This window comes from Geomonas diazotrophica, assembly GCF_018919385.1.
Classification (GTDB): Bacteria; Desulfobacterota; Desulfuromonadia; order Geobacterales; family Geobacteraceae; genus Geomonas; species Geomonas diazotrophica.
Map to the genome: position 1 here is coordinate 186,761 of NZ_JAHLMF010000005.1, position 25,586 is coordinate 212,346.

Sequence of the window (25,586 nt, forward strand, 5' to 3'; positions counted from 1 at the left end):
GGGGCAATGCGGCGATCAAGGAGCCATAAATGGATGTAAGAGCTCAGATAGTGATGGTGTTCAACCTGGACAAGTGCATCGGATGCCACACCTGTTCCATCTCCTGCAAGAACATCTGGACCGACCGCCAGGGCGCGGAATACATGTGGTGGAACAACGTCGAGACCAAGCCGGGTGTGGGCTATCCCAGGCAGTGGGAGGACCAGGAGCGCTTCAAGGGGGGCTGGGTGGTAGACGGCAAGAAACTGAAGCTGAAGGCGATGGGGAAAGGCCCCACCCTGGCCAGCATGTTCTTCCAGCCCAACATGCCCAAGATCGAGGACTACTACGAGCCCTTCGACTTCGACTACGGCAACCTCGCCGGCGCCAAGGAGTCCAAGGACCAGCCGGTCGCAGAGGCATTCTCCCAGATTTCCGGCAAGAAGATCGAGGAGATCCAGGGGGGACCGAACTGGGACGACGACCTCTCCGGTTCGCAGGTGTACGCCGCGAAGGACCTGAACCTCAAGGACAAGAAGGTGATCGAGTCGTACGACTCGATGTTCATGCAGTATCTGCCGCGCATCTGCAACCACTGCCTGAACCCGGCCTGCGTCGCCTCCTGCCCCTCCCGCGCCCTCTACAAGCGCGGCGAGGACGGCATCGTGCTGGTGGACCAGGAGGTCTGCAAGGGGTGGCGTTTCTGCACCAGCGCCTGCCCGTACAAGAAGGTTTATTACAACTGGAACACCGGCAAGGCCGAGAAGTGCATCTTCTGCTATCCCCGCGTGGAGACCGGGCAGTGCAACGCCTGCGCCCACAGCTGCGTCGGGCGCATCCGCTACGTCGGGGTGCTGCTCTATGACGCCGATGCCGTGGAGGCGGCCGCACTCAAGGGGGACGCGGAACTCGTCGAGGCGCATCGCGACGTGATCCTCGACCCGCGGGATCCGGAAGTTTGCAGGATGGCACGGGAAAACGGGATCTCTGACCAGTGGCTGGATGCGGCGGTCGCCTCACCGGTCTATGCGCTGGTGAAGGAGTTCCGGGTCGCGCTCCCGCTGCACCCGGAGTTCAGGACCCTCCCCATGGCGTACTACATCCCGTCCCTTTCGCCGGTCCTCTCGACCTGGGGCGATACCCATAAGCTCCTGGAGCATGGCATGATCCCGGCCCTGGAGACCTTGCGCGTCCCGATCGGCTACCTGGCGAGCCTTCTCTCCGGCGGCAACGAGGGCGTCATCGAGGAAGCGCTGAAGAAGCTGATCGCCCTGAGGGTGCAGATGCGGGCCGAGAACCTGAGGCTGCCGGCCGACCCGGCGCTGCTCAAGGAGGCGGGGCTGGACGAAGCCGCTGCGAAAAGGCTGTACCGGCTCTTCACGGTTGCGGGCTACAACGAGCGCAACGTGATCCCCCCCCAGCAGCGCGAGGAGCAGGATCCGGAGCGGCGCAAGCAGGAGGCGGGCTTCGGCATCCTTAAAAAGACCAGGGGGGGAGCGAAATGAGCATGCAGCAGAGTTACCAGGCCCTGTCGCGGCTTTTCGAGTACCCAGAGCAGAGAGAGGAGCTCGATAGCTCCTACGACGCCCTGGCCTCCTACCTGAGACAGAGCGGCATCGAATCGCGCACCCACCTCTTTGGCGAGATGCTGAGCGGCTCCACCCTTTCCGAATTGCAGGAAGATTACGTGGCCCGCTTCGACTTCAACCCGGCGGCGGCTCCCTACCTGGGTCACCACCTGTACGGGGACAACCAGAAGAAGGGGGGCTACATGATCCAGGTGAAGCAGGAGTACGGCAGGTATGACTTCGAGGCGCCGCAGGACGAACTTCCGGACCACCTCGGCGTGGTGCTCGCCTTCCTGGCGCACCTCGCACGCCGCGGCGAGGACCAGTCCCGCCGCGAGTTCATCGAGAAACTGGTACTGCCGGCAATCAACAAGTTGCTCGGCTCCTCGGCACAACGCGATACGTCCCCATGGCTCACCCTGGTCGAGGCGGCCGAGCTCTTGTGCAGCGCGGATTGCCGTGAGGAGGCAACATGCTGAACTCTTTCATCTTCATCGCCCTGCCCTACGCGGCCCTGGCCCTGGTGCTCCTGGTCACCCCGTACCGCTTCCTCAGCAACAGGCTGACCTGGTCCGCCTATTCGACCCAGTTTCTGGAACGAAATATCCTCTACTGGGGGATCAACCCGTGGCACTACGGCATCCTGCCTATCCTTTTGGCGCACGTGGTCGGCTTCGCCTTTCCAGGCGTCTTCAAGCGCTTCCTCGGCAATCCACAAACCCTGCTCGGCGTGGAAAGCGTGCTGCTCGGGCTCGGCATCTTCGCGGTGCTCGGGGTGCTGCTCCTTTTGCTGCGCCGCGTGAACTCGGGGATGCTGAAGCGAGTCACCTTCAGCTCGGACTGGCTTATCCTCTACCTGCTCCTGTTCCAGGCCGGCACGGGGATCTACATCGGCTACTTCATGCGCTGGGGCTCGCAGTGGTACCTGCACACCGCGGTTCCCTACCTCTGGTCCATCGTGTCGTTCCAGCCGCAGATCGAGTACGTCGCCGACCTCCCCCTGGTGTTCAAGCTGCACGCCGCCTGCGCCTTCCTGATCGTGGCCGTGCTCCCCTTCACCAAGCTGGTGCACATGCTCTACCTGCCGGTCGATTTCCTGAAGGACCCGCCGCTTTTGTACCGCTGGCGGTCGAAGTAAGTCGTATTGAACTACGCTCGCCGTCCATCCCCTCTCCCGCTGTGAGTGGGGGAAACCGCAACCTCTGCAATCTGCACTGTGCCATCCCCTCGCCCCCTGGGAGAGGGTGGCCGGAGGCCGGGTGAGGGGTGCTGGCACATGGCACGATGTCGCGTTATTGCAACGCCCTCACCCCCGCCCCTCTCCCGAGGGAGGGGGGGGTGAATGCAACATTTGAGCATTTGAGAAAATATGGAGGGATGATGTCGTCACGAGTACTGGCAGTATGGACCCCGGAGGATGCGCAGTTCTGGGAGCAGGAGGGCAAGGCGATCGCCTACCGCAACCTGTGGATCTCGATCCCGGCCCTCTTCCTCTCCTTCGCGGTCTGGATGGTCTGGAGCGTTGTGGTGGTGAACCTGCAGTCGATCGGCTTCTCCTTCGACGCGGACAAGCTGTTCTGGCTGGCGGCGCTGCCGGGACTTTCCGGGGCCACGCTCAGGATCTTCTACTCCTTCATGGTCCCCATCTTCGGCGGCAGGGCCTGGACCACCATCAGCACGGCGTCGCTGCTGATCCCTGCGGTCGGCATCGGCTTCGCGGTCAGGGACCCGCACACGAGCTACACCACCATGCTGCTGCTGGCCTTTCTCTGCGGCCTCGGCGGCGGCAACTTCGCCTCCAGCATGTCCAACATCAGCTTTTTCTTCCCGAAGACGCTCAAGGGTACCGCCCTGGGGCTAAATGCAGGACTCGGCAACCTCGGCGTGAGCGCAATGCAATTCCTGGTGCCGCTGGTGATCACCAGCGGCACGTTCAGCGCCCTGTGCGGCGCCCCCCAGGTTTGCGTCATCAAGGGGGGGGCCACCTCGGTCTGGATGCAGAACGCGGGCTTCGTCTGGGTCCCCTTCATCGTCCTCTCCACACTGGCCGCCTGGTTCGGCATGAACGACATCGCTGAGGCCAAGGCGTCGTTCAAGGAGCAGTCGGTGATCTTCAAACGCAAGCACAACTGGATCATGTGCTGGCTCTATCTGGGCACCTTCGGCTCTTTCATCGGCTACTCCGCCGGACTGCCGCTTCTGATCAAGTCGCAGTTCCCGAGCGTCAACCCGATGCAGTACGCCTTCCTGGGCCCCCTGGTTGGTGCGCTGTGCCGTCCGCTGGGCGGCTGGATCGCCGATAAACTCGGAGGGGCGCGGGTCACCTTCTGGAATTTCACCGCCATGACGGCAGCCGCCTTCGGGGTGCTGCACTACCTTCCGAGCCAGGGCAACCCCGGCAACTTCTGGGGCTTTCTGGCCATGTTCATCCTCATGTTCGTGACCACCGGAATCGGCAACGGCTCTACCTTCCGGATGATCCCGGTCATTTTTCTCACCGAGCGCCAGCGTGCGGCTGCGGACCAAAGGCGCGAGGCTCAGGCCAAAGCCACGGCCGAGGCGGCGAAAGAGGCAGCGGCAGTTCTCGGCTTCTGCTCAGCGTTTGCAGCCTACGGCGCCTTCTTCATACCCAAGGCGTTCGGGAGCTCCATCACGCTGACCGGCGGCCCGCAGGCCGCCCTTTACGGGTTCCTGGTTTTTTACCTGAGCTGCATCGTCCTGACCTGGTACTGGTATTCGCGCAGGAATGCGGAGATGCCCTGCTGAGGGGTAGGCCGGGACAGTACCGGGAAAGTATGGTATCTTTCCCCGGTGCCTGGCGGGACAGGGCAAGTTCGCGACAACACTGAAGGTCTGCAGCGTGAAACGCTGCCGGGCCGCCAGAGGGCTACATGATCCTGGAACTTCTGATACCGATGTTGTTTTGCACCCTGGTGGTGGCGGTCCTCTATTCCTGCGTGGGGCACGGCGGCGCTTCGGGGTACATCGCGGTGCTGGCGCTGTTCAGCGTGGCGCCGGAGGTCTTCAAGCCGACGGCGCTCACCTTGAACCTCCTGGTGGCAGGCATCGCCACCTTCTCCTTCGCCCGCGCCGGGCATTTCTCGTGGCGCCTGTTCTGGCCCTTCGCGGCGACCTCGATCCCCTTCAGCTTCCTGGGAGGGTACCTCACCCTCCCCTCCCACATCTACCGGCCGCTGGTCGGCGTGTTGTTGCTTCTGTCGGCATCGCGCCTGCTGCTGCAGAAGAACCAGGCGTCTGCCCGCACCACTCCACCCTCGACCCCGACGGCCCTCGTCATCGGGGCAGTCCTCGGCCTTCTTTCCGGTCTCACCGGCGTGGGGGGCGGCATCTTCCTCAGTCCGCTGCTGTTGTTGTTCAAATGGGGAGAAGCGAGGGAGGTTTCAGCGGTGGCCGCGCTCTTCATCCTGGTGAATTCCTGCGCGGGGCTGCTGGGGCACTTGAGCGGGGTGCAGGCGATACCGAGCTATGCGCCGTTCATGGCCGGAAGCGCGCTCCTGGGTGGCGTGGTCGGCTCGCTTTTAGGGAGTCGCCACCTTCCCGTCCCCACCATCATGCGGGTCCTCTCGCTCGTCCTGGCCATCGCCGGTTTCAAGCTATTGCTGGTGTAGTGCTAATCAGGGGTGAGGGCGATGCCCTCAGATGCTCCGCCCCCCTTGGCTTCACCCCTAGCTGACCACTCCTAGAAGAGAAAAACCAGGAAGATCACGCCTACCACGATGCGATAGATGCCGAAGGGGATGAAGGTGTGGCTGGTGACGAACTTCAGGAGCGCCTTGATGCCGATCACGCCGAAGATGAACGAGGTGACGAATCCGACGGCGATGTTCTGCCAATCTCCCGTGTGGAACACAGTGTAGTTCTTGTAGATGTCGTAACAGGTGGCGGCAAACATGGTGGGAAGGGCCAAAAGGAAGGAGAATTCCGCGGCGTCCTTCCGGTCCAGGCCGAACAGCAGACCGCCCATGATGGTCGCCCCGGAGCGCGAGACCCCCGGCACCATGGAAAGGCACTGTACCAGCCCGATGCAGAAGGCCTGCTTGTAGCTGATCTCGTCCAGGGTGTGGGTGGTCGCCGGCCGGTCCTTCATCCAGAGCTCGATGACGATGAACGCCACGCCGCCGGCGATGAGCATGTAACTCACCAGTGAAGGCTGGAATAAGGACTTCACCAGCTTGTAGAGCAGAAACCCGATGGTGCCGGTCGGGAGAAAAGCGAAACAGACCTTCTTGATCAGGTCGGGACGGGAGAAGAGCTGCTTGCGGTACACCTCGACGACGGCTAGCATCGCCCCCAGTTGGATGACCACCTCGAAGACCTTGTGCGTCTCGGACTGCTGAAGCTTCAGCAGGGCCGACGCCAGGATGAGATGCCCGGTGGAAGAAACGGGAAGGAACTCGCTCAGCCCCTCCACGATACCCAGTATGATCGACTCGAAAATACCCACGAAATACACTCCTTTGACTGCGCTGGTTCGACAGAGCAAAATAACCGATCGAGCCTGCGTTGTAAAGGGAACATGCGCCGGAGAGATTTTTGCGCGACAGGGCTAGCCGGGAGGAGCAGGGAAAGACCTGGAGCCACGGAGGGACGCCCCGCGGCTCCAGGAAGAGCGGGTTTCAGTGGTGCAGCTTATCGTAAGCCGCGTAGAGGGTATTCTCCTCGCTGCGCAGCCTCCTGGAGATGGTGGCGAAAAGCCTGCCGAGCGCCTTGGCGAACTCGATGTCGATCACCGCGTCGTCGGCGGAATATTTCTTGAAAAAGGCGATGGCGTTGCCGGAGATCTCCTCCATGTCCTTGGCGTAGAAATCCACCGTGCGCTTCAACCCCTGGTCCGCCTGTGCGGCCTTGTTCAGCACCGGGTACAGTTGCGCGTCCTCTTTGCGCAGATGCGCAAGCAGCGTCGCCTGCGCCGAGAGCAGGAGCTGGTGCGCCTCCTTGTTGGTGATACTGGTATCCTTAACGCGGTTAAGCATCGCTTCGATTGCCACGTGATCCCGTTTCAACTCATCTATCAACCTTGCCATACGTCACCTCTCCTACTCGCTTTTATGGTCCCATCGGACGTTTCCATTGATCCGAGTATAGGCCTGTCGGGAGATGTGCGGCTTGATGCAGGTCAAGAAAAGAAGGAATCGGAAATACCGGTGCGCAGACGGCGGAAAACAAAGTTGCCGGCGCGTCGCAGGCCGGAACCGGTGAGGGCGAAGAGCCCGGGGGGGGTGAACAGGCGGCGTGTGAAAATCCCCCTGGCGACGAAGTTCACCAGGCAGACGCCGACCCAACGCTCGACCAGCATGGTCGAGAACTGCGGCTCCGGATAGATGCCGCGCTGGTCGTTGGCCTCCTTGAGCTTGCAGAGCCAGCGGTCGATCCGCTCCAGCTGCCGTGCCGCGGGAAGCTCCTGGAAAGGGAAATGAAGGGGGCGGGTAAGAGCGCTCAGCACCTGGTGGATCTCGAACTCCTCGGCGTCGGGCTCGATCCCCAGCTCCCGGATCAGGCGCAGCCGCACCCTCCCCGCGGACTCCATCTGCTGCCGGGCATGTTGTGCGGTCACCTGGCCCGGGTGTACCCGGTAGTGCAACAGCACCTCGGGGATGTTGGCAAAACGGCAGTGCTGAAGTGCTTGCGACCAGAGCTGGTAGTCTTCGGCGTGGCGGTAGGCCGGGTCGTAACGCAGGCCGTGCTCCAGCAATAGCTTCCGGCGCAGGATCACGGAGGGGTGCCCCACCACGGGGTTGAAGAGCGTGCCGCACCTGATGCTCTCGTGGTCGGCGGCACAGCGGGTGATCCGGCGCAGCTTCGGGCCGAACTCCAGATACCACACTCCGCAGACACCCACCTCGGGAAAACGATCCATGAAGTCGACCTGCTTTCGCAGACGCTCGGGAAGACTCACGTCGTCGCAGTCCATGCGCAGGATGTACTCGCCACGGGCAAGCTCGATGCCGCGGTTCAAGGTCTCGATCAGCCCGAGGTTGGCGCCGTTTTGAATAAGCCGGAGGCGCGAATCGGCATAGGAAGCGGCGATGGCGGCACTGGCGTCGCTGGACCCGTCGTCGATCACCAACAGCTCGAACTCCGCAAAGCTCTGCGCGAGGATGCTGTCGATCGCCTCGCGCAGGAAGAGTTCGCCGTTGTAGACCGGCATCAGTACCGTCACCTTGGGCTGGGCGGCTGCAGTCATGGCTACATCCTCGTCCAGGACGCGGGGATCACGTCGCCGGTGTCGTGGCTGGCGCCGGCGAACCAGGTCTGCGGCGCGATCACGATCTTGTCGCGGTTGCGGCAGAGCCAGGCGCCCCACCAGCTGAAGCTGCTGTTGGCGATGATGTGATGCCTGCACAGGGTCATCAGCCGGAGGTCCTCATGCCCCTGTTCCGGAGGGTTGTGCGCCACTATGGTGCAGGGGTGGTCGAGAGGGAAGTTGTCGGGGACCCACTCCGGCTCGTCGGAGAAAATGAAGAAGTGCGGCCGCTCCACCCGGGCTGCAAGGGAGGCGACGGCGCGGGCGTAGTACTCGGGGGAGCAGCTGCCGTGGACCGACGAGGCCGAGGGACAGGAGACGTAATCCCCCCTGCGTATGTGCAGCGACACGCTGGCAAGAGCGGGGTCCGCGAGCCGCTCGGCCAGGTCGCGGTTGCTCCCCTGCGGCGCTTCTTTCAGGGTGAGATCGGCGCAGATGGTGTCGCGGATGTCACAGAAGTACTTCTCGCTCTGCCAGTAACCGTCGAGGTAGGCGCTTTTGCGCGGTGCCAGCAGCGCCGGGTCGAAGTGGAAGTGCCGCTCCGGCAGGTACGAGCCTCCAAAAGGAAGGCAGCGAGCCAGCAGTTTCCCGAGTGTACCCTGACGGGGGGCGAGGCGGGCTATCTCAGAGGCGGAGGCGCACTCCCCGGCTATGTTGAAGGGACCCAGGGCGTACTCCCTGGGTGTGGTTCCGGGCAAGGATCCCTGGAACCACCCGAGGTCCAGCTTCAGGGGGACGCCACTCACCCAGGCGAGCCGCCTGGCGGCAGCGTACTGGAACATCTGGTTCCCAAGCCCTCCCATCAATTTCACGATGATCATGGACATGTCCCGTCAGGGCCCGCAAAGCGGCCGGTTGTACTTTTTCGACATCTGCTGCAAATACTCCCTGCTGCACGAGCTCCCAAGGAAATCGCCCTTCTTGAAGACGGCCTCGCCGGAACTCAGCACCGGGAGACAGTTCCCCTGCCGGTCGGGGGTATGAACCACCACGCGCTGGTAACGCCCGCGGTTGGCCCAGGAGACGGCGTGCAGCACGAGCAGGGAGAGGGTGACGCACACCAGCAGCTTTCTCTGCGCCGAGACACTTTGCACGCGCAGCACGGAGACGAGGGCGAACAGGGAAACGATCTGCGCCACGGCATAATAGCGCGGTCCCCCTTCCCAGGTGGAAACGAAATAGGCAGCGAACAAAAGCAGGGAGAAAAGCGCCGGCACCAGGGAAAACGCTGACAGGGGCGCCTTCCCCTCGCCGTCGGCAAGCCAGGCGATCAGGATCAGGGCGAATACCAGGACGGCCAGCGGCACAAGGAAGGAGACGATGTTGAAAGGGACCATCTCGTTCCAGGTGGAGAGGTAGTAGAGCCCGCCCAGAAACAGGAGCCCCGCCCCCCATCGTTCCATGCGGCCACCGGCAAAGCGCGCCCTGAGGAACAGGAAGGAGGAGCAAAGGATCAGGAGGAGGGCCTGTGCCACGTAGGTCCACCTGGCCCCCATGACGCCGAGCAACTGCTGCAGTTTCGCCAGGTTGAAGATCGACTCGTGTTTCGACATGGAGGACATCAACTGCCACCCCATGACGTAGTTCAGGGGGTCGTCCAGGTAGCTGAACAGGTTCCCGGCCAGCAGTCCGAACAGGCCCAACAGCAGGATGGCAACCGCCCCCCCTCCCGCGCCGCGGGACCGCGCGCTGAACCAGGCGTAGGCGACGCCAGCGAACAGGGTAACACACAGGACCAGGGACCACTCGTTCTTCCCAAGCCCCGCCGCAAAACAGGCGAGAAAGAGCACCGCACCGTGGCGATAGAGGCGCGCCGGGAGGGAACCGGAGAGCGCGGTCACGGCAAGGGCCCAAAGCCCGAAGGAGCCGATGCCGAAACTGGCGTCGAGCTGCAGTTCCGTGGAACTCACCAGGAGTACCGGCGAGGAGGCGAAGCCGACGAGGAGGGCCAGCCAGTAGTAGAGGTTCTCGTTGCCGCAGCGGTAGAGGTAGACCACTCCGGAAAGGAGCACCAGGAAAAGCGGGAGCGAAAACACCACCCGGAGCACGAAGGCGCTCTCCAGCGGGTCGAGCTTCCCGAAGGGAACCAGTTGCCGCACCACCTTGCCGACGCCGTTGATGGCCTGGTACATCGGCGCCGGGTGCTGCGGAGCCGTCATCTGGTTCACGCCGTCGATGCGGGCCAGCAGGAGATAGTCGGGCTTTTTGACCTCGTTGAGGAACAGGTGGGCGATGATCCCCTCCTCTCCGACCAGTTCCTGGGCATAGAAGGGAAGACGAAGCAGGAAGAAAGAACCCGCCAGTATTAGCAGCGCGAAAAAGAGATGTGGTAGCGGGTATTTCATAAGACTCGCAGGGCGGTCCGGCGACCGCCGGCGCCCGCCGCGTCCCGGGGCGCAAGACCCGGCTCCGAGAGCGGCAAAATTGGTCCACCTATCTATACAGAAAAAGCGGGAAGGTTGCAACTGCCGACGATTTTTACCGAAAACGGCATTTTTAGCATCCCCTGTCACGCCGATGCGTGCTATAAAGGGGAGCCCGCCAGGGCTCATGAAGGGCCGGGGCAGATGACGAGTCGGGAGCATCCATGTTTTTCAAACGCGACCAGGAGGGATCCAGGATCCCCTCATGGAAGAGGTACATAAACGGCCTGCTGGCTGGTGAGATTTCCGCGACCACCCGGTTCTACGACCGGACCATCCAATGGCTCCCCCGGGAGGAGGATTCCGGCCTGCTGCTGCAGGAGCTCCAGTGCGGCGAGAAGTCGGCGCTGCGCGACGAGGCCCGGTTCCCGGACCTTTCCGGCGAGACCGAGAAAAGGACCGCGGTGCTGCTGAACGGTACCGTCAACCACCACTACGATATCCAGGGGCTGCTGATGCAGCTTCACCCTTCCCTGTCCCGGACCTCCCGGGTGATCATGGTGATCTACAACCCCTACCTGGGGTGGCTGTACCGCTTGGCCAACCGGCTCGGCCTGCGCAGCGGCGAGGTGCCGACCACCTTCATCACCAAGGTGGACCTGGACAACATCGCGCAGCTCTCCGGCTACACCATCGTCAGGAGACGCCTCGCGCTTTACTGCCCCTGGCGGCTGTTGGGGCTTGGCGACCTCGTCAACCGGGTCGCACCCTGCCTCCCCCTGCTGCGCTGGCTGGGGCTCGTCTACGTCACCGTGCTGAAGCCGGTGAAGGGGCCGGAGTCGAGACGCCCCTCCCTTTCGGTCCTGATCCCGGCCAGAAACGAGCGCGGCAACATCGAGAACGCGATGAAGCGGATGCCCGACCTGGGGTGCGACCTGGAGGTGATCTTCGTGGAGGGGCATTCCAGCGACGGGACCTGGGAGGAGATCCTGAGGGTCAAGGAACTCTACGGCGACCGCTACGACATCAAGGCCATGCAGCAAAGCGGCAAAGGGAAGAAGGACGCGGTGGCGCTCGGGTTTTCCAAGGCCAGGGGGGAGCTCCTCACCATACTGGACGCCGACCTCACCATGCCTCCGGAGCTTTTGCACCGGTTCTACGACGCCTACTGCAGCGGACAGGCCGACTTCGTCAACGGCTCGCGGCTGGTCTACCCCATGGAGGGGGAGGCGATGCGCTTTCTGAACCGCCTGGGCAACACCTTCTTCGCCAAGGCCCTCAGTTGGGTCCTCGATGCCAGGCTTGGGGACTCCCTGTGCGGAACGAAGCTGCTGGCGCGCCATGACTACCGCCGGGTCCTCGCGTGGCGCGAGCAGTTCGGGGACTTCGACCCCTTCGGCGACTTCGAGCTCCTCTTCCCGGCGGCGCAGCTCGCCCTGGGCATCACCGACGTCCCGATCCGATACCTGAACCGGACCTACGGCAGCACCAACATCAGCAGGTTCAGCCACGGCTTCATGCTGCTCAAGATGACCCTGATCGGGCTGTTCCGCATCAAGCTGGGAGTGAGGAGAAAGGGTGCTCGATAGCCCGGACCGATACGGCGAGATCCGCGCAGCCATCGAGGGGAAACCGGCCCTGAAGCGCTTCTACCTCGAGGTCTACCGCGAATACCGGCGCGTCCTGGCGCGCTCCCCCGGCACAGGCACGGCGCTGGAGATCGGTTCGGGGGCAGGCTTCGCTAAAGAAGTCGTCCCGGAGCTGGTCACCTCGGACATCGTCCCCTACCCCGGCGTCGACCTGGTGCTGGACGGCACCAGCCTCCCCTACCCCGAGGGGAGCCTTCGCTTTCTCTGCATGACCAACGTCTTCCACCACATTCCCGACACGGGGGCCTTTCTCCGCGAAGCCGAGCGCGTCCTGGTTCCCGGCGGCAGGCTTCTCATCGCCGACCAGCACGTCGGTTTTTTGAGCAGGCCGATACTGCGCCATCTGCACCACGAACCCTGCGACCCGGAGGCCAAAGAATGGGCCTTCCAGTCCGCGGGTCCGCTCTCCGGCGCGAACGGCGCGCTGGCCTGGATCGTGTTCCGGCGCGACCTGCGGCTGTTCCGGGAGCGGTTCCCCGATCTGCAACTGGAGCGCTACCAGCCGCACTCCCCCCTACTCTACTGGCTCTGCGGCGGGCTCAAGAAGTGGAGCCTCGTGCCGTCCTGCGCCATCGACGCGGTCCTCGCCGCGGACCGTCTGCTGGCCCGGTTACTCCCGGACTCGGGGAGCTTCGTCTTCATCGAGCTGGTCCGGCGCTGACACGACTGACAGTTTCCGCGTGGCACCCAATCACCCTCCCCCAGGCTACGGAACCGCAGTGACGGTCCTTCGCCCCAGGTCGATCACCCCGTGCCTCTTTGGTTCCCCATTCACTATCCCCCGCACCACCCTCTCCCCGCAGAACATCTGCGGAACCCTGTAGTTGTCACCCCCGACGATCGTGAAGCTGTTGCAGGGGGATTTGAGGATCTCGGGTTCCAGAAGGCGCAGGGCCCGCACCTGGGCATTCACATGCTGGTCCACGCAGTAATACGAGAAAAGCCGCGTCGGGAAAAGGGAGGCCACCAGCACGGCGCCCAGCGCCACCCGAGGCCAGAGGCGCTCATCCGGCCAGACCTGCTCCGCCCCCGCCACCAGGGTGAAGGTGGAAATGGAAACGAGCGGCAGGTTGGCGAAGACGTGCAGGCCGATGTAGTTGCGCAGAAGCAGCGTGTAGACCAGCACCGCCGGCAGCAGGTACGCCTGCAGGGAACGCCGCCTCGCCAGGTTCACGAATGCGAGCGGCAGGACCAGGGCGAAGTATCCCAGGTTCACGTAGAAGTGCTTGGCCAGGGTGATGAGCAGGGAAAAGAGGCCGATGTTCTCGCTGTAGCGCTGGCTCAGGTTGGCCCGGTGCAGGTACTGGGCCAGCAGTTCCCTGGCGCCGGCGGCAAGCCCGCTGCTGGTCCAGGACAAGAAGAACATGACCGTACAAAAGGCGCCGACCACGCAGAGCAGGTCACGGCAGAGAACGTTCCTGTCACGGTGCCCCCACCAAAACCGGGCCAAGGCACCGAAGAAGGCGAAGGGGGCGATCAGGTGAATGAAGAACGGGGCGACCAGTGAGCCAAGCCTGAAGAGCCGGGTGGCGGTCGCCGGACGATCCCTGGTAAGGGAAACCGCGGCAGCCAAAAAGCCGATCCAGAACAGGAGCGCGGCGTCGATGAAGACGAAGGAAAGGCAGTCCCTGCCGATGGGAGAGACCAGCAGCACCGGTACGGCCAGGTAGGAAACCCCGCTTTTGTTCCTGAAGGCGAAGGCGAGCAGATAGAGACCGGGGATCGTGTAGAGAAGCGCCAGCGACCGCCCCACCATCTCCGTGTTGCCGAAAAGCTTGATCGCGGCGGCCAGGGTGAGGAAGAAAGCGTTGGGCCAGTGGTTATATTCGGTGATTTTGCCATGCTCCACGTCCACATCCCGCGCGAGGACCGGGTTGGGCCAGACCCCGGCGAAGTTGGCAACGGCGAAGCCATGGGCGTGCATGGAAACCACCGACTCCTGGGGCGTGTCGTTGTACGGCCTCCAGTAGTCGGCCCGACGCAGGTAGAGGATCGCCGCCACGGCGAGCACCGAGACGCAGAAGAACAGCAGTGCCCTCTTCCGCCTCACGCCGTTTTCTCCTCGTGGTATTCCTCCTCCGCGTTGATCCCCCAGATGTTGTCCTTAACGGTGCAGCCGGAGGCGATGTTCTCGACGGCGGCCATGGCGGTAAGCATGGAGTGGTCTGCGTTGTTGTAGCGGTGCATGCCGTTGCGCCCGATTAGGAACAGGTTCTCGAAACGGTCGGTGTAGCCGCGGATGACGTCGAAGCGGTCATAGCTGCCGAAGTAGGCGGGGTAGGCCTTGGGCATGCGCAACACCGTCGAATCGAGCACCTCCGTCGCGTCTATAATGCCGATGGAGGCGAGCTCGGAGATGGCGAAGGAGGATAGCGCAGCATCCTCCATCCCCCAAAGTTCGTCCCCCTCGTTGCAGAAGTACTCCAGGCCGATCCAGACGGTGTCGGGATCCCTTACCAGGTAGGGGCTCCAGTTGTTGAAGATCTGCAGCCTGCCGAGTTTCACCTCGCGCTCCTGGATGTAGATCCAGTTGTCGGGGACGATCCCGTTGACGGTGGCAGTCCCGGTCTCGTTACGGATGGCGAGCCTCTTCAGCAGAAGCCCGACCGTGATGAAGTCGCGGTACTTGAGCCCCTTGGCGACCTCCCGCACCTCCGCAGGAACCTCCTCGCCCAAGGCGGCAACCAGCTCCCGCACCGGCATGGTGGAGAGGAAATAGTCGCCGGCGTGTCGCGTCTCGACGCCGGTCGCCTCGTCCCGGACCAGGACCGCGCGCACCTCTTCCCCCTCGGCTTCGATGCCGACCACCTTGGCGCGCCGCACCACCTGCCCGCCGTGACGCACCACCCGCTGGGCAGCCTCCTCCCAGATCTGGCCCGGCCCAAGCTTGGGGTAGTAGAACTGCTCGATGAGACTCGTCTCCACCTTCTTTGCCTGCAGACGCTCCCCTTGACCGGCCAGCTTGCGCAGGGCATGCAGCAGCGTTTTGGTAACCGAGAGCCCCTTGATGCGTTGGGCACCCCACTCCGGCTTGATGTCCCGGCAGGGGACGCCCCAGACCTTCTCCGTGTAGTCCTTGAAGAAGGTGCGGTAGAGTTCGTCGCCGAAGCGGTTGATGAAGAAGTCCTGCAGTGACCGTTCGTCGCGGATCGGGGCGAGCCTCGCCTTGACATAGCTCACGCCGATCTTGACGATGCGCCAGGCTCCCAGGTTGCGCACCGTGCCGAGGGAGAGGGTGATCGGGTAATCGAAGAAGCGGCGCAGGAAGAAGATGCGCGAGCACCGCCCCCGTACCAGCATGACCCCGTCCGTCTCCTCGGGGTCGGGGGCACATACCCGGACCGGCTCTGGCTCGAGGATGTCGCGCAGCAGACATTCAGTTGCCAGCGGCACCTGGCGGCCGAGCAGGCGGTCGTCGCGGGCCGGGGCTCCCTGCAGCGGGAAGAGGTTCTGCCACCAGCGCATCACCCGGTCCGACTTGGAGAAGAAGCGATGCCCGCCGATGTCGATCCTGTTTCCCTTGTAGTTGACGGTCTTGGAGATCCCTCCGATGTCGTCGGACATCTCGAAAACGAGCGGGACGACGTCGGTCTTGTCGAGGAGTTCGTAGGCGGCGGTGAGCCCGGCGGGTCCCGCGCCTATGATGATGGCGGTCTTCTTGGACATAATTTCCTTGTCAGGTTAATCGGGGTTACCGGTAAGGTCCCGGTACAGGCGTTCGTACTGCAAAGCGATCTTTTCCCAGGTGAAGCGCTCCTGCCAGGCGGAGTACCCGCAGGCCGCCATCCTCTCGAGCAGGGGGGGGTCGTTGGCGGTCGCCTCGAGAAGCTCCGCCGATGCGGCGACCCGCGTCCTGCTGAAACCGCTTGGCGAGACGTCCGTCGGGAGCAACACCCCTGCGCCGGACCACCTGATGATTTCGGCGGCATTGCCCGCATCGCTGGTGAGAAAAGGGGTACGCGAGGCGAGGCACTCGTACAGCACGATGGGAGAGCACTCGACGCGGCTGGGAAAGAGAAAGAGGTCGGCCGCGAGGTAGGCGGCCACGGTCGACTCCCGGTCCAGCGACACGACCAAAAGCTTCTTGCCGCTCTTTTTCCAGGCGGGACGCCGGTTGTACAGCGCCGATTTCAGGGCGCACGTCTTGCCGCAGCCGTTCCAGTAGCTGTTGCCTATCATGAGGAAGGTGGTGTCCGTCAGGCGCGCCCGGTTGAAGATCTCGATGGCCTCGGCGTGCCCCTTGAGGCCGGTGTGCGATCCCACGCTGAGGATGAGCCTGTGGCCTGCGGGGATGCCGAGCGCCTTCCTGATGTCGAGCGCGGGCGGGGCGAGGAACTCGTCCTCAGCGGCGCCGTTTGGGATCAGCACCGTATTGGTGACGCCGTTATCACGGGCAAAACGGATGTCCCGGTAATCGTCCGAGAGAAAGACGTTGATGTCGTAGCGCTTCAGGTACCCCGGCATGCGCGCGAAGTAGGCGGCGTAGCGCCTGTCGTGCAAAGCGGAGAACCCGGTGGGGACGAAAACCTTCTTCCCCGCGATCCGGTCCAGCATCGGCAGGGCAAGGTCGGTCGCCCACTGCTGCGCGGCGAAGCTGGTCACCACGTCGAAACGGGAGGCGAGCAGGAAGTCGCGGTAACGCTGCACCTCGCCCCGGTACCCGTTCACCTCGTTCCCCCTCACGTCGAATTCCTCGATGCGAACCCCGTTGTGGCTCACGCTGCGCCCGGCGACCCTGGCGGTCGCCACGGTCACCTCGTGGCCGCCCCTGACCAGGCGCTCTGAGAGCTGCTGCACCACCTCCTGCATCCCGCCGGTCTCCGGGTGGTACTGTGCTACGGTGTGCAGGATCCTCATGGCTTAAGCCCCAGCATTCTTTTCAGGACGATGATGAGCACGGTGGGTGCCCGCAGGAGCAGGAACAGCGGCAGCGACCCGCCGGTGGCGTTGAAAAGGAACCGGCGTGCCTGCGGGTCGAGCAGGCTCCGGGTGAGGCGCAGCGAGTCCAGGCGCGGCAGCTCCTGGGCGATGCGGCAGACCACTGCGTTACCCCAGGCGCGATGATGCCCTGCCCTGAAGGCCTCTTCGGACCACTTGTTGTAGAAGGTGAGCGAGTTGACGAACATCCTGGTGTCGTCCTTTTGCATGTTGGAGCCGTGCCTGCGGATCTTCACCAGCTTGCCGTCCACGTAGTCGAACTGGTAACGCCTGGCGAGCCGCAGCCACATGTCCCAATCCTCGCAGGCGCTCAGCGTCTCGTCGAAGAACCCGACCTCCCCCAGCGCCTCACGCAGGACCAGGATGCCGCTGCCGCTGCCGGTCACCAGGTTGGCAGCCAGTATGCGCTGGAAGATGTCGCCGCGGTTCTCCGGATCGGGTTCGACGACGTGGCAGTCGTGCCGCACCACGGAGCCCTCGTCGATGATGTCGTAGCGGCAGTAGACCGCGGCGAGGTGCGGGAAGCTGCTTTCCCGGAACAGGGCGAGTTGTCGCGAGAGCTTGTCCGGGTACCACTCATCGTCGGCGTCGAGGAAGGCGACGAACCTCGAGCTGCAAAGGCGGATGCCGGCGTTGCGCGCCGAGCTGAGCCCTCCGTTTTCCTGGTGGAAGTACCTGATCGGGACCTCCCCCCGCACCCCTCGCACGATGTCGGCGGTAGCGTCGGTGGAACCGTCATCGACCACGATGATCCGCGTCGGCGGATGGTCCTGCTCCAGCACCGAGCGCAGGGCTCTCTCGATGTAGGGGGCCCCGTTGTAGACCGGGATGACCACGTCGACCGACCAGTCGTCCGGGGCCTGGAACGGTCCGCTGCCGCCCGGTTGCGGGGAATGGGATGAGCCGATCATGATGACACCCTTCCATTCCGGCGCAGCGGGACCGGCAGCCGCCGGGACAGCCGCCAGGCCTTGTAGATCAGCAGCGCCTTGACGAGCCTCAGCCGCATCCTGCGCACGGCGGCCGCCAGCAGCGCGGGGTCTTCCGCCTCCCCGGCCAGCGATGCGCCCAGTCTTGTGACCAGCGCGAACAGGGGGGCCGGCTCGGGCTCACCGGTGAGATGCCCGAAGGAACAGTGCAGCAGCGCGGCGAGGTCGGCGACGGTCCGGTCATCGGGTGACAGCCCCGAGGCGAAGGCGATGTTTTGCCCGCAGATGCGGACCACGCCGTCGGTGATCCGCTGCGGCGCGGTGCGGCAGATGCTCCCCTCCACCTCGCGGTAGCCGACCAGCCTCTCCGGGAGATTCCCGATCCTGCAGTTGCCGTCACGCATGAACCGGGACCAGAGATCGAAATCCTCGGGCTGCCGGTCGGCCTCGGCCGCGTAGAGCCCCACCCGTTCCTGGACCGACCTTCTCATCATGACGGAGCTGTGCACGAAGTAGTTGTCGCAGAGGAGGTTGAACTTGAGCGCGGCGTTGTCGCAGGGGTGCTGGTGCGCCCTTTCCGTGCGGCGCGAGCCGACGTAGATGTCGGCCCAGGTGCCGAGGAGGCCGCAATCCGGGTGACGCTCCAGAAAATCTACCTGCTTCGCCAGGCGCTCGGGGTAGCTGATGTCGTCGGCATCCTGCCGGGCCAGGTACTTCCCCCGGGACACGGAGATGGCGCGGTTCAGACTGGGGGAGAGCCCGCGGTTCTCCTGCTCCAGCACGCGGATGCGCGGGTCGGCGTAGCGCGCGATCACCTTCGCGCTGCCGTCGGTGGAACCGTCGTTGACGACGACAAGTTCGAAGTCGGTGAAGGTCTGGGCCAAAAGCGAATCGATCGCTTCGGCCAGGTAGGGTTCGGCGTTGTAGACCGGCAGCAGGATACTTACCAGGGGTTGCGGCATGGCTTCACGGCTCCCGTCTCTGCTTGAATTCGCGGATCACCCGCCGGTAAAAGGCAAGGAGCTCTCCGATACGGTCCTCCGAGGCGATCGCGTCGACCTCGCGGCCTACCCCCTGCCGCAGCGCGGCGAGTTCGTCCCCGGACAGGGAGAGGAGCCGTTCCACGCTCACGGCCAGGCTATCGGCGTCGCCGTTTCCAAACAGGAAGCCGTTCACCCCGTCCTTGACCATCTCCTCGAGGCTGGAGCGGTCCGAGGCGATGACGGGTGTCCCAAGCTGGAGCGCCTCGAGGCAGACGTTGGGGTAGTTGTCCACGCGCGACGGCACCAGTACGGCGGCCGCCCGCCGGACGAACGGGAAAAGCCGGGACTTTGGGAGCACCGGAAAAAAGAGGAGGCGCTGCGAGGATTCCGGGCAGCTCCGGCGCAACCGGTCGGCGTACTTGATCCCGTCGGGACCGCCGTCGTCCCGACCGATGAACACCACGGAAAGGTCCGGGTGCCGGGCCAGCAGGCCGGGAAGCGCCTGCACCAGCAGGTCCACCCCCTTGACCCGGTTCAAGGTCCCGAAGTAGAGCAGGTAGCGCCCGGAAGGGGCGTGCGAGGCGCAGAAGGCGTCATCGTCCTCTGCCGAAAGGTCCTCAAGCGGGGTTTTCACCACCTCGAGATCATGGGCCTCCAGGCGCTCGAAGTAATCGGCCATGAAACGGCTGGGGGAAAAGGAGGCGTCGGCGTCGACGACCTGGCGCAACTCCAACCAGTCCAGCAGGTACTCGGAGAACTTCCGCTTGTTCCCCTGGGCGGCTGCGTAGAGCGGGGTGTAGCTGGAGACGCGGCAGACGACGGGGACGGCGCCGTTACCGAGGAGCGCGTAGCCGGGGGCCTGGTAGCTGGAGGCCTGCACCAGGTCGAAGCCCGCCTCGGCGTGCGCGGCGTGAAAGGCCCGGGCGCAGGCGCGGGCCGCGAGGAGGCGCTGCAACAGGGGCATCACGGAGGCGAGGTACGGGATCCTGGACAGGAAGGCGGGGAGCCGGGGGGTGCGCAGCTGGCACACCCTCACGTCACCGTCGCGCCAGCGCGCGTCACGGTCGGAGGTCACCAGGACCCAGACCTCGCAGCCTCGCTGCGCCAGGGCGGCCGCGGTTTTCCTGACGTAGCCGGCGAGCCCCCCTTCGGCCGCCGCATCGCTCGGATACTCTGGCGTCAAGAATGCGATCTTCACGGCGTGCGCTCCTCGAGCCTCGCCAGCAGGTCCTCGATTTGGGCCTGTTCGGGCCACATCTGCCCCGGGTGCCAGTTAAGCTCGCCATCCCAGTGTCCCGGGCAGGAGTGCACCATCCAACTGACGTAGGTGTAGCTGATCTCACCGACTACCGGGGCTCCATCCCGCAGGAGCAGGTCGAGCGCCACCGACTGGGTGCCGAGCTTCTCTGCGACCCGGAAGGCGAGCCTGACCGCCTCCGGGGTGATCAATCCAGGCTCGACCGAAAAATTGCCGCTGCCGCTTGCCCTGAAGTCGCCGGGGCGGTTATGGCGGCGGTAGCCGAAGGCCCGGTTGCCGATGATGGTGACGCGGGTGTCGTAGTCGTTGCCCGGCAGGAACTCCTGGAAGAGGACGTAGTCCTTGTGCAGCTCCCAAGGGTGCGGCTCGTCCAGGGCCAGCAAGGCCCGCAGCGCGTGCTTCACCCTGTGCCTAAGCACAGGGGGGGTCTCGTCGAGGGTTTCCACCCCGTGGCCGAAGAGGCGCTCGATCCAGTGCACCGCCTCCGAGGCGGAAGAGACCAGCCTGACGTTGGTCGAACCGGCGCCGGACCACAGCTTCAGCACCACCGGGTAGCAGGCCTGCGCCGCCCAGGCCAGCGCGGCGCCCTTGTCGTACCAGACCCAGGTGCGGGGGATGGGGATGCCCGCTGCCTTGAGCAGATGGCTCTGGGCGATCTTGTCGTCGTAGTGCCAGCAGGTCTGCTGGTCCGGATAGACGGTGAGCCCCAGTTCGCGCTCGACCACGGGCAGCAGGCGGCGCGCCACCTGCCGCATGTGCGGCGCATGAACGTGCCGCCACATGAAGGCGTCGCACCCCTCGAGCTGCTCCAGTATGTCGGCCCGGTACACGTCGACCGTGCGAACCTGGTGCCCCGCCTCGCTGAGGAGCCGACTCCAGATCGGCGAGGAGGCGTCGCCGGGACCGTAGTCGTCGGGCTGGATGGCGATGGTCATGGCTGCCCCCCCCTGGCGGAAGCGCCTGCTCCCACCCCCTTGATGGGATGGGAGCACCTGGCGACCAGCGGTGTGAGCCGCGAGGTCACGGTTATCGGGGAGAGCTCCGGAACGTACACGTCGTTCATGGCGAAGAGCTCGACCTTCGCGTAGTAGCACCTGAGCACCCAGTAGAATTCGCCTGCGCTCCACTCCCTCACGTGCTGGTAGTAATCGGGGGGGCCGTCGGTGTCGAAGCTCTCGTGGCGTCTCTTGTTCGGGGTGGTCAGGATGGCGCGGTCGGCGAGCGCGCAGCAGCTTTCCAGGAAGGCGTTGAAATCGGAGACGTGCTCGATCACGTCGACTGCGACCACGAGGTCGTAACGCCCTCCCAAGAATTTCGCCTCCTCCTCGGTGCAGTACTTCACGTTGCTCTTGGCGCGATGCACCCGGGCCCAGGCCAGTGCATCCAGGTCACGGTCCACGCAGACGATGCTGCGCCCGGGGTCGGCGGCGGCCTCGGAGGCGAAGCAGCCGGTCCCCCCACCCAGTTCGAGGATGGACCTCGCCTCGCCGATCAGCCTGGTGCAGGCCCAGTTCAGGGCGACCATGTTGGGCCACTCGAAAAAGCCCCCCTCCGCGGCGCGGGCCTCCTTCTCGGCCAGGTTTATGCCGCCGGCCTCCTCCCGCTCCAGGTACGGCACGGCCGCGCCGGCGCTGAGTTCCGCACCGCTCTCCTCGGGGCGCCTCTCGTAGCCCAGCTTGCGCGCCACGTCCTGCGTGAGCGCGGAAACCTTTTCCAGCGTGGTCCTGCGGCTCGGTTCCCTCCAGGACTGCGCCTCCCGCTTCAGTTGTTCCTTGTTGCCGCACCACTCCGCGAACCTGGCGAAGTAGTACTGCCAGATCCTCTCCTCGCTGTAGCGTTCCCGGTAGGCGCGCAGTCCGTTTGCGGCGATGCGGCGCCGGTCGTCATCGTGCTCCAGGTAGTAGCGGGTCAGCTCGACGCACTCCTCAACGCTGTCGAAGCCGACCACCTCCTCCCCGAGGGCGAGGGCCTGCCCGGTACGGCACTTGTTGTCGCAGATCTGCAGCACCCCGTTGGCCAGAAGGGCGAAGAAGCGAAGGTTGACCGGCCCCACGCCGTTGTGGAGGTTCCAGCCGATCCTGGCCCGGCGATAGGCCGCCTGGCGCTCCTCGGCACTGACGTACCCTCCCGGCCAGCCACGCCCCCGGAACATCGCTGCGGGAAACTCCCGGGCGAGGAGGTCCAGTCGGTCCCTGCGCCAGGCGCTCTCGCGCTCACCGAAAAAGACCAGCTCAAGGGGACGCTCCTCGGCGAGCACCTGCTCGGGTGTCAGCGAGGCGGGGGCATCATCGCCGACAAAGGCGAGCGGTGCCCAGGCGTGATGGCGCACGCCCCAGCTTTGGTACAGGGGGGCACAGGCGAGGTTGCCGATCAGGCAGGCATCCGCATAAGGGGCGACCGGCTTCGAGAGCCCGGTCGAGGTCTCAGGATCGTCGAAGCAGCCGTACACGTTGAGGCAGTCGAATTCGGCCAGCCAGGCGGGGTGCACGTTGGCGCCGTTGAAATTCCAGAAGACGTCGGCACCGGTCAGCGCCTTTTTCAGGCGGCGCTGCAGTTCGACCAGTTCCGGGTCGCGCGAGCGCCAGCGCCGGTCCAGTTCGTCGAAGTGGTAGCACGGCTTCGGGGTCCCCGGGGTGAGGCAGAATCCCTCGACCTCCCACCCCAGAGCACGGGCCCGCTGCACTATCCCCTCGTGCCACCGGCGCGCCTGTTCAGACCACGCTATGTAACCGAAAACGACCTTCACGCGCTATTCCTCATTTACCCCGGGACCAGGTACAGACCGGTCCAGGAGTCCTGCAGGTGCAGGATCCTGCCGGTCAGGAGCCGGTCGGCGTAGAGCCGCTCCACGCCGGTGCACACGTCATTGATCCAGCCGTAGACCTTGGCCAGTTCCGGATTGAAATCGTGCCAGATGACGATGCTCCCGGGCCGGCACCGTTTCAGGACCTTTCTGGTGTCGTGGTAGACGAAATCGGCATCGTGGCAGCCGTCGATGAAGGCGACGTCGATGGGGCCGAAATCGGGCTCCCAGCGGGCAGTGTTGGCGAAGATCTGCCTGACGTTGGCCAGTCCCTTCTCCCTGTAGTAGCTGCCTATCTCGTCGCGCGAGGGGGCGAAGGTGACGTTTCGCCCCCCCTGGGCGATCTCCTCCGGCGGGATGTTCACGGTGTACACCGTGGCTTCCGGCGCGTTCTGCGCGATGAGGACCGTGGTCCTGCCGTGGGAGGTGCCGATCTCGAGGATGATCCTGGGGGTGCCGTTGCAGCAGGCGCCGCCGATCACCGCGGCGTCCAGCAGCCGCCGGTTGTTCAGGTCCTCGAGGTACTGGAACTCGTAAAGGTGGTCCCCCTCAAGCAGCGGATCGCGGTCCCAGGCAAGCGCCTTCTTGAGGCAGCTGAAGTCGCGCGCCGTCAGCACGTTGGCCGTAAGAAACGGGAACGGGTACCGGTCCCGGTGCTGGAACATGGATGAAAAAGGAAACTTCACGTCTGGTTATTCTCCGTCGTGAGCCGCACGCGTATGCCTCAGGGGCGTCTCACCGTCTCCCAGTGTAGCGGGAGAGCGAACTTGGCCCGGAAGGTGTCTTCGAGATAGGCCTGGTTGTATTTTCCGGTCAGGGCAACGGTCAGGGGGATGCGCACCCCGGAGATGGGGAGGCAGCTGCGCACGTTGAAAATGGTGGCGCGGATCCTCAGTTCGTACGGGACCGGGCCCAGCAGGTTGGCGGGAATGACCGCCCTGGAGGTGTAATCTCCCGGCTCCACCGACGGGATTCCCTCCCCCGCCTCGTCGTGGAAGCTGCGCAAGAGGAGCGTCTCGTCGCTGTCGCACAGGTCGAAATAGACCCTGAGTCCGGTGCAACGCCTGAGCACGCGGTAGCGTATCTCGATCTCGAGCGGTTTGTCGTTCTCCACCACCGCCCCCAGCGGCTGTGCCCCCTGGCTCAACCCGATCGATTCCAGTTTGAAGTCGGGGTCCTCCGGGAGCGACGCTATGACCCGCTCAAGGCTTCCCTGTTCGCCGGTGGCGCTGGTATCCCGCAGGTACCGTTCGATCACCTGCGGCGCGGCACCGTCTGCGATCAGCTCCCCGCCGGACAAAAGGATGGCCCGGTCGCACAGCTGCCTGATGGCGCGCATGTTGTGGCTGACGAAGAGGACGGTGCGCCCCTCCCTGCCGACGTCTTGCATCTTCCCCAGGCACTTCTTCTGGAAGGCCGCATCCCCGACGGCCAGCACCTCGTCGACCACCAGGATTTCGGGCTCCAGATGCGCGGCGACCGCGAAGGCGAGCCGGACGTACATCCCGGAGGAGTAGCGCTTGACCGGCGTGTCCAGGAAGCGCTCCACCTCGGCGAACGCAACGATCTCGTCGAACTTCCGTCTTATTTCGGCGCGGCTCATCCCCATGATGGCGCCGTTCAGGAAGATGTTTTCCCGCCCGGTGAGTTCGGGATGGAAACCGGTCCCTACCTCAAGCAGGCTCGCCACACGGCCGCGGAGACGGACGCCTCCGGCGCTCGGCTCGGTGATGCGGCTCAGGATCTTCAACAGGCTCGATTTCCCCGCACCGTTTCTGCCGATGATACCAATCCGTTCCCCCTGCCCCACCTGGAAGCTGACATCCTTCAGGGCCCAGAACTCCTCGCTGTACTGGGCGGCCGCCACCTTTTGCCCGAGCAGCCGCTTGCCAAGGCGCCGGGCCCCCTCGGTGAGCACGTCGCGCAAGGCGGCCTGCCCCGCGCCGCCGCCCTGGTGGCGGATCAGGTACTTCTTGGACAGGTTTTCCACCTTGATCGCGTAGGACATCGGTTACACCACGTCGGCGAAGCTGCGTTCCATGCGCCTGAAGGAGACGACTCCCCCGACGAGAAGCGCCAGCACCAGGAAGATGGAGAGGGTGAAGCCGGGGATGCTGAGGCGCGGTGCCTCACCCAGAATGGCCCAGCGGACCCCTTCGATGACTCCGGCCATCGGGTTCAGGAAGTAGAAGAAGCGCCATGATTCCGGGACGACTGCGCTGGAAAAGCCGACCGGAGACACGAACAGGCCGAACTGCACCAAAAGCGGCACCAGGAAGCGGAAATCGCGGTACCTGACGTTGAGAGCGGCGAACCAGAGCCCTGCCGCAACGGCGGTAAGAAGGGCGAGCAGCAGGAACGCGGGGAGCAACAGCAGGTTAAGGCCGGGTGCCACGCCGTACCAGACCATGAACCCGGCGAAGATGGCGCCCGCGACGGCGAAATCGACCAGGTTGACCACCAGCGTCGCGGCCGGGACCAGGAGCCTCGGGAAGTAGACCTTGGTAAGGAGGTTGGCGTTGTCCACCAGGGAGCTGCTGCAATCGGTGAGGGTGCCGGCGAAGAGCTGCCAGGGAAGCATCGCGCTGAAGACCAGCACCGGATAGGGGACCCCGTTGGAGGGGAGGCTGGCCAGTCTGCCGAAGATGACGGTGAAGACCACCATGGTAGTGACCGGTTTGAGCACGCACCACAGGATGCCGATCGCGGTCTGCTTGTAGCGCACCAGCACGTCGCGCCAGGCCAGGAAGACGAAGAGCTCCCGGTAATGCCACAGGTCGCGCCAGTAGTTGGCGACGCTCCCGCCGGCCTGAATCACGATCTCGTTGTCGCTGCCTCGTTCCATGAATTT

General features: G+C 64.5%; 23 protein-coding genes. 7 read left to right on the forward strand and 16 right to left on the reverse strand.

From position 1 onward, the window contains the following. Nucleotides 1-29: 29 nt before the first annotated feature. From narH to KOM00_RS06820, 5 genes are all read left to right on the forward strand, one after another. A complete protein-coding gene (gene narH / locus KOM00_RS06800) occupies nucleotides 30-1,484 on the forward strand; it encodes a nitrate reductase subunit beta (RefSeq protein ID WP_216498141.1) in 1,455 nt (484 codons plus the stop codon). Further along, nucleotides 1,481-2,026, forward strand: coding sequence for a nitrate reductase molybdenum cofactor assembly chaperone (gene narJ, locus KOM00_RS06805; protein ID WP_216498143.1), 546 nt, complete (start codon nucleotides 1,481-1,483; stop codon nucleotides 2,024-2,026). Before narH ends, narJ begins: the two co-directional genes overlap by 4 nt. Further along, complete coding sequence (locus KOM00_RS06810; protein ID WP_216498144.1) at nucleotides 2,020-2,685, forward strand: respiratory nitrate reductase subunit gamma; 666 nt, start codon at nucleotides 2,020-2,022, stop codon at nucleotides 2,683-2,685. Before narJ ends, KOM00_RS06810 begins: the two co-directional genes overlap by 7 nt. Nucleotides 2,686-2,927: 242 nt before the next feature. Then, on the forward strand, nucleotides 2,928-4,313 hold the full coding sequence (locus tag KOM00_RS06815) for a NarK family nitrate/nitrite MFS transporter (protein ID WP_216498145.1): 1,386 nt from the start codon (nucleotides 2,928-2,930) through the stop codon (nucleotides 4,311-4,313). A 125-nt stretch (nucleotides 4,314-4,438) separates the two neighbouring features. Then, nucleotides 4,439-5,176, forward strand: a complete 738-nt coding sequence (locus tag KOM00_RS06820) for a sulfite exporter TauE/SafE family protein (protein WP_216498147.1) — start codon at nucleotides 4,439-4,441, stop codon at nucleotides 5,174-5,176. 71 nt (nucleotides 5,177-5,247) lie between these two features. Here KOM00_RS06820 and KOM00_RS06825 read toward each other — a convergent pair whose 3' ends face one another. The 5 genes from KOM00_RS06825 to KOM00_RS06845 all read right to left on the reverse strand — a co-directional run bounded on the left by KOM00_RS06825 (nucleotide 5,248) and on the right by KOM00_RS06845 (nucleotide 10,157). Beyond that, entirely contained in the window at nucleotides 5,248-6,012 is a 765-nt protein-coding gene (locus KOM00_RS06825; RefSeq protein ID WP_216498149.1) for an undecaprenyl-diphosphate phosphatase, read from the reverse strand. 172 nt (nucleotides 6,013-6,184) lie between these two features. Then, entirely contained in the window at nucleotides 6,185-6,592 is a 408-nt protein-coding gene (locus KOM00_RS06830) for a hemerythrin domain-containing protein (RefSeq protein ID WP_216498151.1), read from the reverse strand. Between the two features lie 92 nt (nucleotides 6,593-6,684). Next, the gene (locus KOM00_RS06835) at nucleotides 6,685-7,752 is read right to left on the reverse strand and encodes a glycosyltransferase family 2 protein (RefSeq protein WP_216498152.1); all 1,068 of its coding nucleotides are present in this window, start codon (nucleotides 7,750-7,752) and stop codon (nucleotides 6,685-6,687) included. 2 nt (nucleotides 7,753-7,754) lie between these two features. Next, a complete protein-coding gene (locus tag KOM00_RS06840; protein WP_216498153.1) occupies nucleotides 7,755-8,633 on the reverse strand; it encodes an alpha-1,2-fucosyltransferase in 879 nt (292 codons plus the stop codon). Between the two features lie 12 nt (nucleotides 8,634-8,645). After that, on the reverse strand, nucleotides 8,646-10,157 hold the full coding sequence (locus KOM00_RS06845) for a hypothetical protein (protein ID WP_216498154.1): 1,512 nt from the start codon (nucleotides 10,155-10,157) through the stop codon (nucleotides 8,646-8,648). 242 nt (nucleotides 10,158-10,399) lie between these two features. Between KOM00_RS06845 and KOM00_RS06850 the strand changes: the two genes are divergently transcribed. Further along, entirely contained in the window at nucleotides 10,400-11,764 is a 1,365-nt protein-coding gene (locus KOM00_RS06850) for a glycosyltransferase family 2 protein (RefSeq protein WP_216498155.1), read from the forward strand. Continuing rightward, nucleotides 11,754-12,485 (forward strand): class I SAM-dependent methyltransferase, encoded by a 732-nt coding sequence (locus KOM00_RS06855; protein WP_216498156.1) that lies wholly within the window; start codon nucleotides 11,754-11,756, stop codon nucleotides 12,483-12,485. Before KOM00_RS06850 ends, KOM00_RS06855 begins: the two co-directional genes overlap by 11 nt. A gap of 45 nt (nucleotides 12,486-12,530) precedes the next feature. Here KOM00_RS06855 and KOM00_RS06860 read toward each other — a convergent pair whose 3' ends face one another. Genes KOM00_RS06860 through KOM00_RS06910 form a run of 11 tightly spaced genes read right to left on the reverse strand, consistent with a single transcriptional unit; the run spans nucleotide 12,531 to nucleotide 25,580 of the window. Further along, entirely contained in the window at nucleotides 12,531-13,874 is a 1,344-nt protein-coding gene (locus KOM00_RS06860) for a hypothetical protein (RefSeq protein WP_216498157.1), read from the reverse strand. Further along, nucleotides 13,871-15,490: an NAD(P)/FAD-dependent oxidoreductase gene (locus KOM00_RS06865; RefSeq protein ID WP_216498158.1), complete on the reverse strand. Its 1,620-nt coding sequence runs from the start codon at nucleotides 15,488-15,490 to the stop codon at nucleotides 13,871-13,873. The genes KOM00_RS06860 and KOM00_RS06865 overlap by 4 nt, the downstream gene beginning before the upstream one ends. 15 nt (nucleotides 15,491-15,505) lie before the next feature. Further along, nucleotides 15,506-16,681 (reverse strand): glycosyltransferase family 4 protein, encoded by a 1,176-nt coding sequence (locus KOM00_RS06870; protein WP_216498159.1) that lies wholly within the window; start codon nucleotides 16,679-16,681, stop codon nucleotides 15,506-15,508. Further along, entirely contained in the window at nucleotides 16,678-17,673 is a 996-nt protein-coding gene (locus KOM00_RS06875; protein ID WP_216498160.1) for a glycosyltransferase family 2 protein, read from the reverse strand. Before KOM00_RS06875 ends, KOM00_RS06870 begins: the two co-directional genes overlap by 4 nt. Continuing rightward, nucleotides 17,670-18,653, reverse strand: a complete 984-nt coding sequence (locus KOM00_RS06880; RefSeq protein ID WP_216498162.1) for a glycosyltransferase family 2 protein — start codon at nucleotides 18,651-18,653, stop codon at nucleotides 17,670-17,672. Before KOM00_RS06880 ends, KOM00_RS06875 begins: the two co-directional genes overlap by 4 nt. Before the next feature lie 4 nt (nucleotides 18,654-18,657). Beyond that, entirely contained in the window at nucleotides 18,658-19,872 is a 1,215-nt protein-coding gene (locus tag KOM00_RS06885; protein WP_216498164.1) for a glycosyltransferase family 4 protein, read from the reverse strand. Then, nucleotides 19,869-20,867 carry an ATP-grasp domain-containing protein gene (locus KOM00_RS06890; RefSeq protein WP_216498165.1) on the reverse strand — a complete coding sequence of 333 codons (999 nt, stop codon included), beginning with the start codon at nucleotides 20,865-20,867 and terminating at the stop codon, nucleotides 19,869-19,871. The genes KOM00_RS06885 and KOM00_RS06890 overlap by 4 nt, the downstream gene beginning before the upstream one ends. Further along, the gene (locus tag KOM00_RS06895) at nucleotides 20,864-22,678 is read right to left on the reverse strand and encodes a glycosyltransferase family protein (protein ID WP_216498167.1); all 1,815 of its coding nucleotides are present in this window, start codon (nucleotides 22,676-22,678) and stop codon (nucleotides 20,864-20,866) included. The genes KOM00_RS06890 and KOM00_RS06895 overlap by 4 nt, the downstream gene beginning before the upstream one ends. Nucleotides 22,679-22,692: 14 nt before the next feature. Beyond that, complete coding sequence (locus KOM00_RS06900) at nucleotides 22,693-23,421, reverse strand: class I SAM-dependent methyltransferase (protein WP_216498169.1); 729 nt, start codon at nucleotides 23,419-23,421, stop codon at nucleotides 22,693-22,695. Between the two features lie 38 nt (nucleotides 23,422-23,459). Continuing rightward, on the reverse strand, nucleotides 23,460-24,743 hold the full coding sequence (locus KOM00_RS06905; RefSeq protein ID WP_216498171.1) for an ABC transporter ATP-binding protein: 1,284 nt from the start codon (nucleotides 24,741-24,743) through the stop codon (nucleotides 23,460-23,462). 3 nt (nucleotides 24,744-24,746) lie between these two features. Further along, a complete protein-coding gene (locus KOM00_RS06910) occupies nucleotides 24,747-25,580 on the reverse strand; it encodes an ABC transporter permease (protein WP_216498172.1) in 834 nt (277 codons plus the stop codon). Between the last annotated feature and the right edge of the window lie 6 nt (nucleotides 25,581-25,586).

Excerpts from the sequence above, each read along its gene's own strand:
- KOM00_RS06905 (WP_216498171.1), bottom strand. The coding sequence starts at position 24,743 with ATGTCCTACGCGATCAAGGTGGAAAACCTGTCCAAGAAGTACCTGATC.
- KOM00_RS06845 (WP_216498154.1), bottom strand. The coding sequence starts at position 10,157 with ATGAAATACCCGCTACCACATCTCTTTTTCGCGCTGCTAATACTGGCG.
- KOM00_RS06870 (WP_216498159.1), bottom strand. The coding sequence starts at position 16,681 with ATGAGGATCCTGCACACCGTAGCACAGTACCACCCGGAGACCGGCGGG.
- KOM00_RS06875 (WP_216498160.1), bottom strand. The coding sequence starts at position 17,673 with ATGATCGGCTCATCCCATTCCCCGCAACCGGGCGGCAGCGGACCGTTC.
- KOM00_RS06815 (WP_216498145.1), top strand. The coding sequence starts at position 2,928 with ATGTCGTCACGAGTACTGGCAGTATGGACCCCGGAGGATGCGCAGTTC.
- KOM00_RS06820 (WP_216498147.1), top strand. The coding sequence starts at position 4,439 with ATGATCCTGGAACTTCTGATACCGATGTTGTTTTGCACCCTGGTGGTG.
- KOM00_RS06810 (WP_216498144.1), top strand. The coding sequence starts at position 2,020 with ATGCTGAACTCTTTCATCTTCATCGCCCTGCCCTACGCGGCCCTGGCC.
- KOM00_RS06865 (WP_216498158.1), bottom strand. The coding sequence starts at position 15,490 with ATGTCCAAGAAGACCGCCATCATCATAGGCGCGGGACCCGCCGGGCTC.
- narH (WP_216498141.1), top strand. The coding sequence starts at position 30 with ATGGATGTAAGAGCTCAGATAGTGATGGTGTTCAACCTGGACAAGTGC.
- KOM00_RS06890 (WP_216498165.1), bottom strand. The coding sequence starts at position 20,867 with ATGACCATCGCCATCCAGCCCGACGACTACGGTCCCGGCGACGCCTCC.
- KOM00_RS06835 (WP_216498152.1), bottom strand. The coding sequence starts at position 7,752 with ATGACTGCAGCCGCCCAGCCCAAGGTGACGGTACTGATGCCGGTCTAC.
- KOM00_RS06830 (WP_216498151.1), bottom strand. The coding sequence starts at position 6,592 with ATGGCAAGGTTGATAGATGAGTTGAAACGGGATCACGTGGCAATCGAA.
- narJ (WP_216498143.1), top strand. The coding sequence starts at position 1,481 with ATGAGCATGCAGCAGAGTTACCAGGCCCTGTCGCGGCTTTTCGAGTAC.
- KOM00_RS06880 (WP_216498162.1), bottom strand. The coding sequence starts at position 18,653 with ATGCCGCAACCCCTGGTAAGTATCCTGCTGCCGGTCTACAACGCCGAA.
- KOM00_RS06850 (WP_216498155.1), top strand. The coding sequence starts at position 10,400 with ATGTTTTTCAAACGCGACCAGGAGGGATCCAGGATCCCCTCATGGAAG.
- KOM00_RS06910 (WP_216498172.1), bottom strand. The coding sequence starts at position 25,580 with ATGGAACGAGGCAGCGACAACGAGATCGTGATTCAGGCCGGCGGGAGC.
- KOM00_RS06840 (WP_216498153.1), bottom strand. The coding sequence starts at position 8,633 with ATGATCATCGTGAAATTGATGGGAGGGCTTGGGAACCAGATGTTCCAG.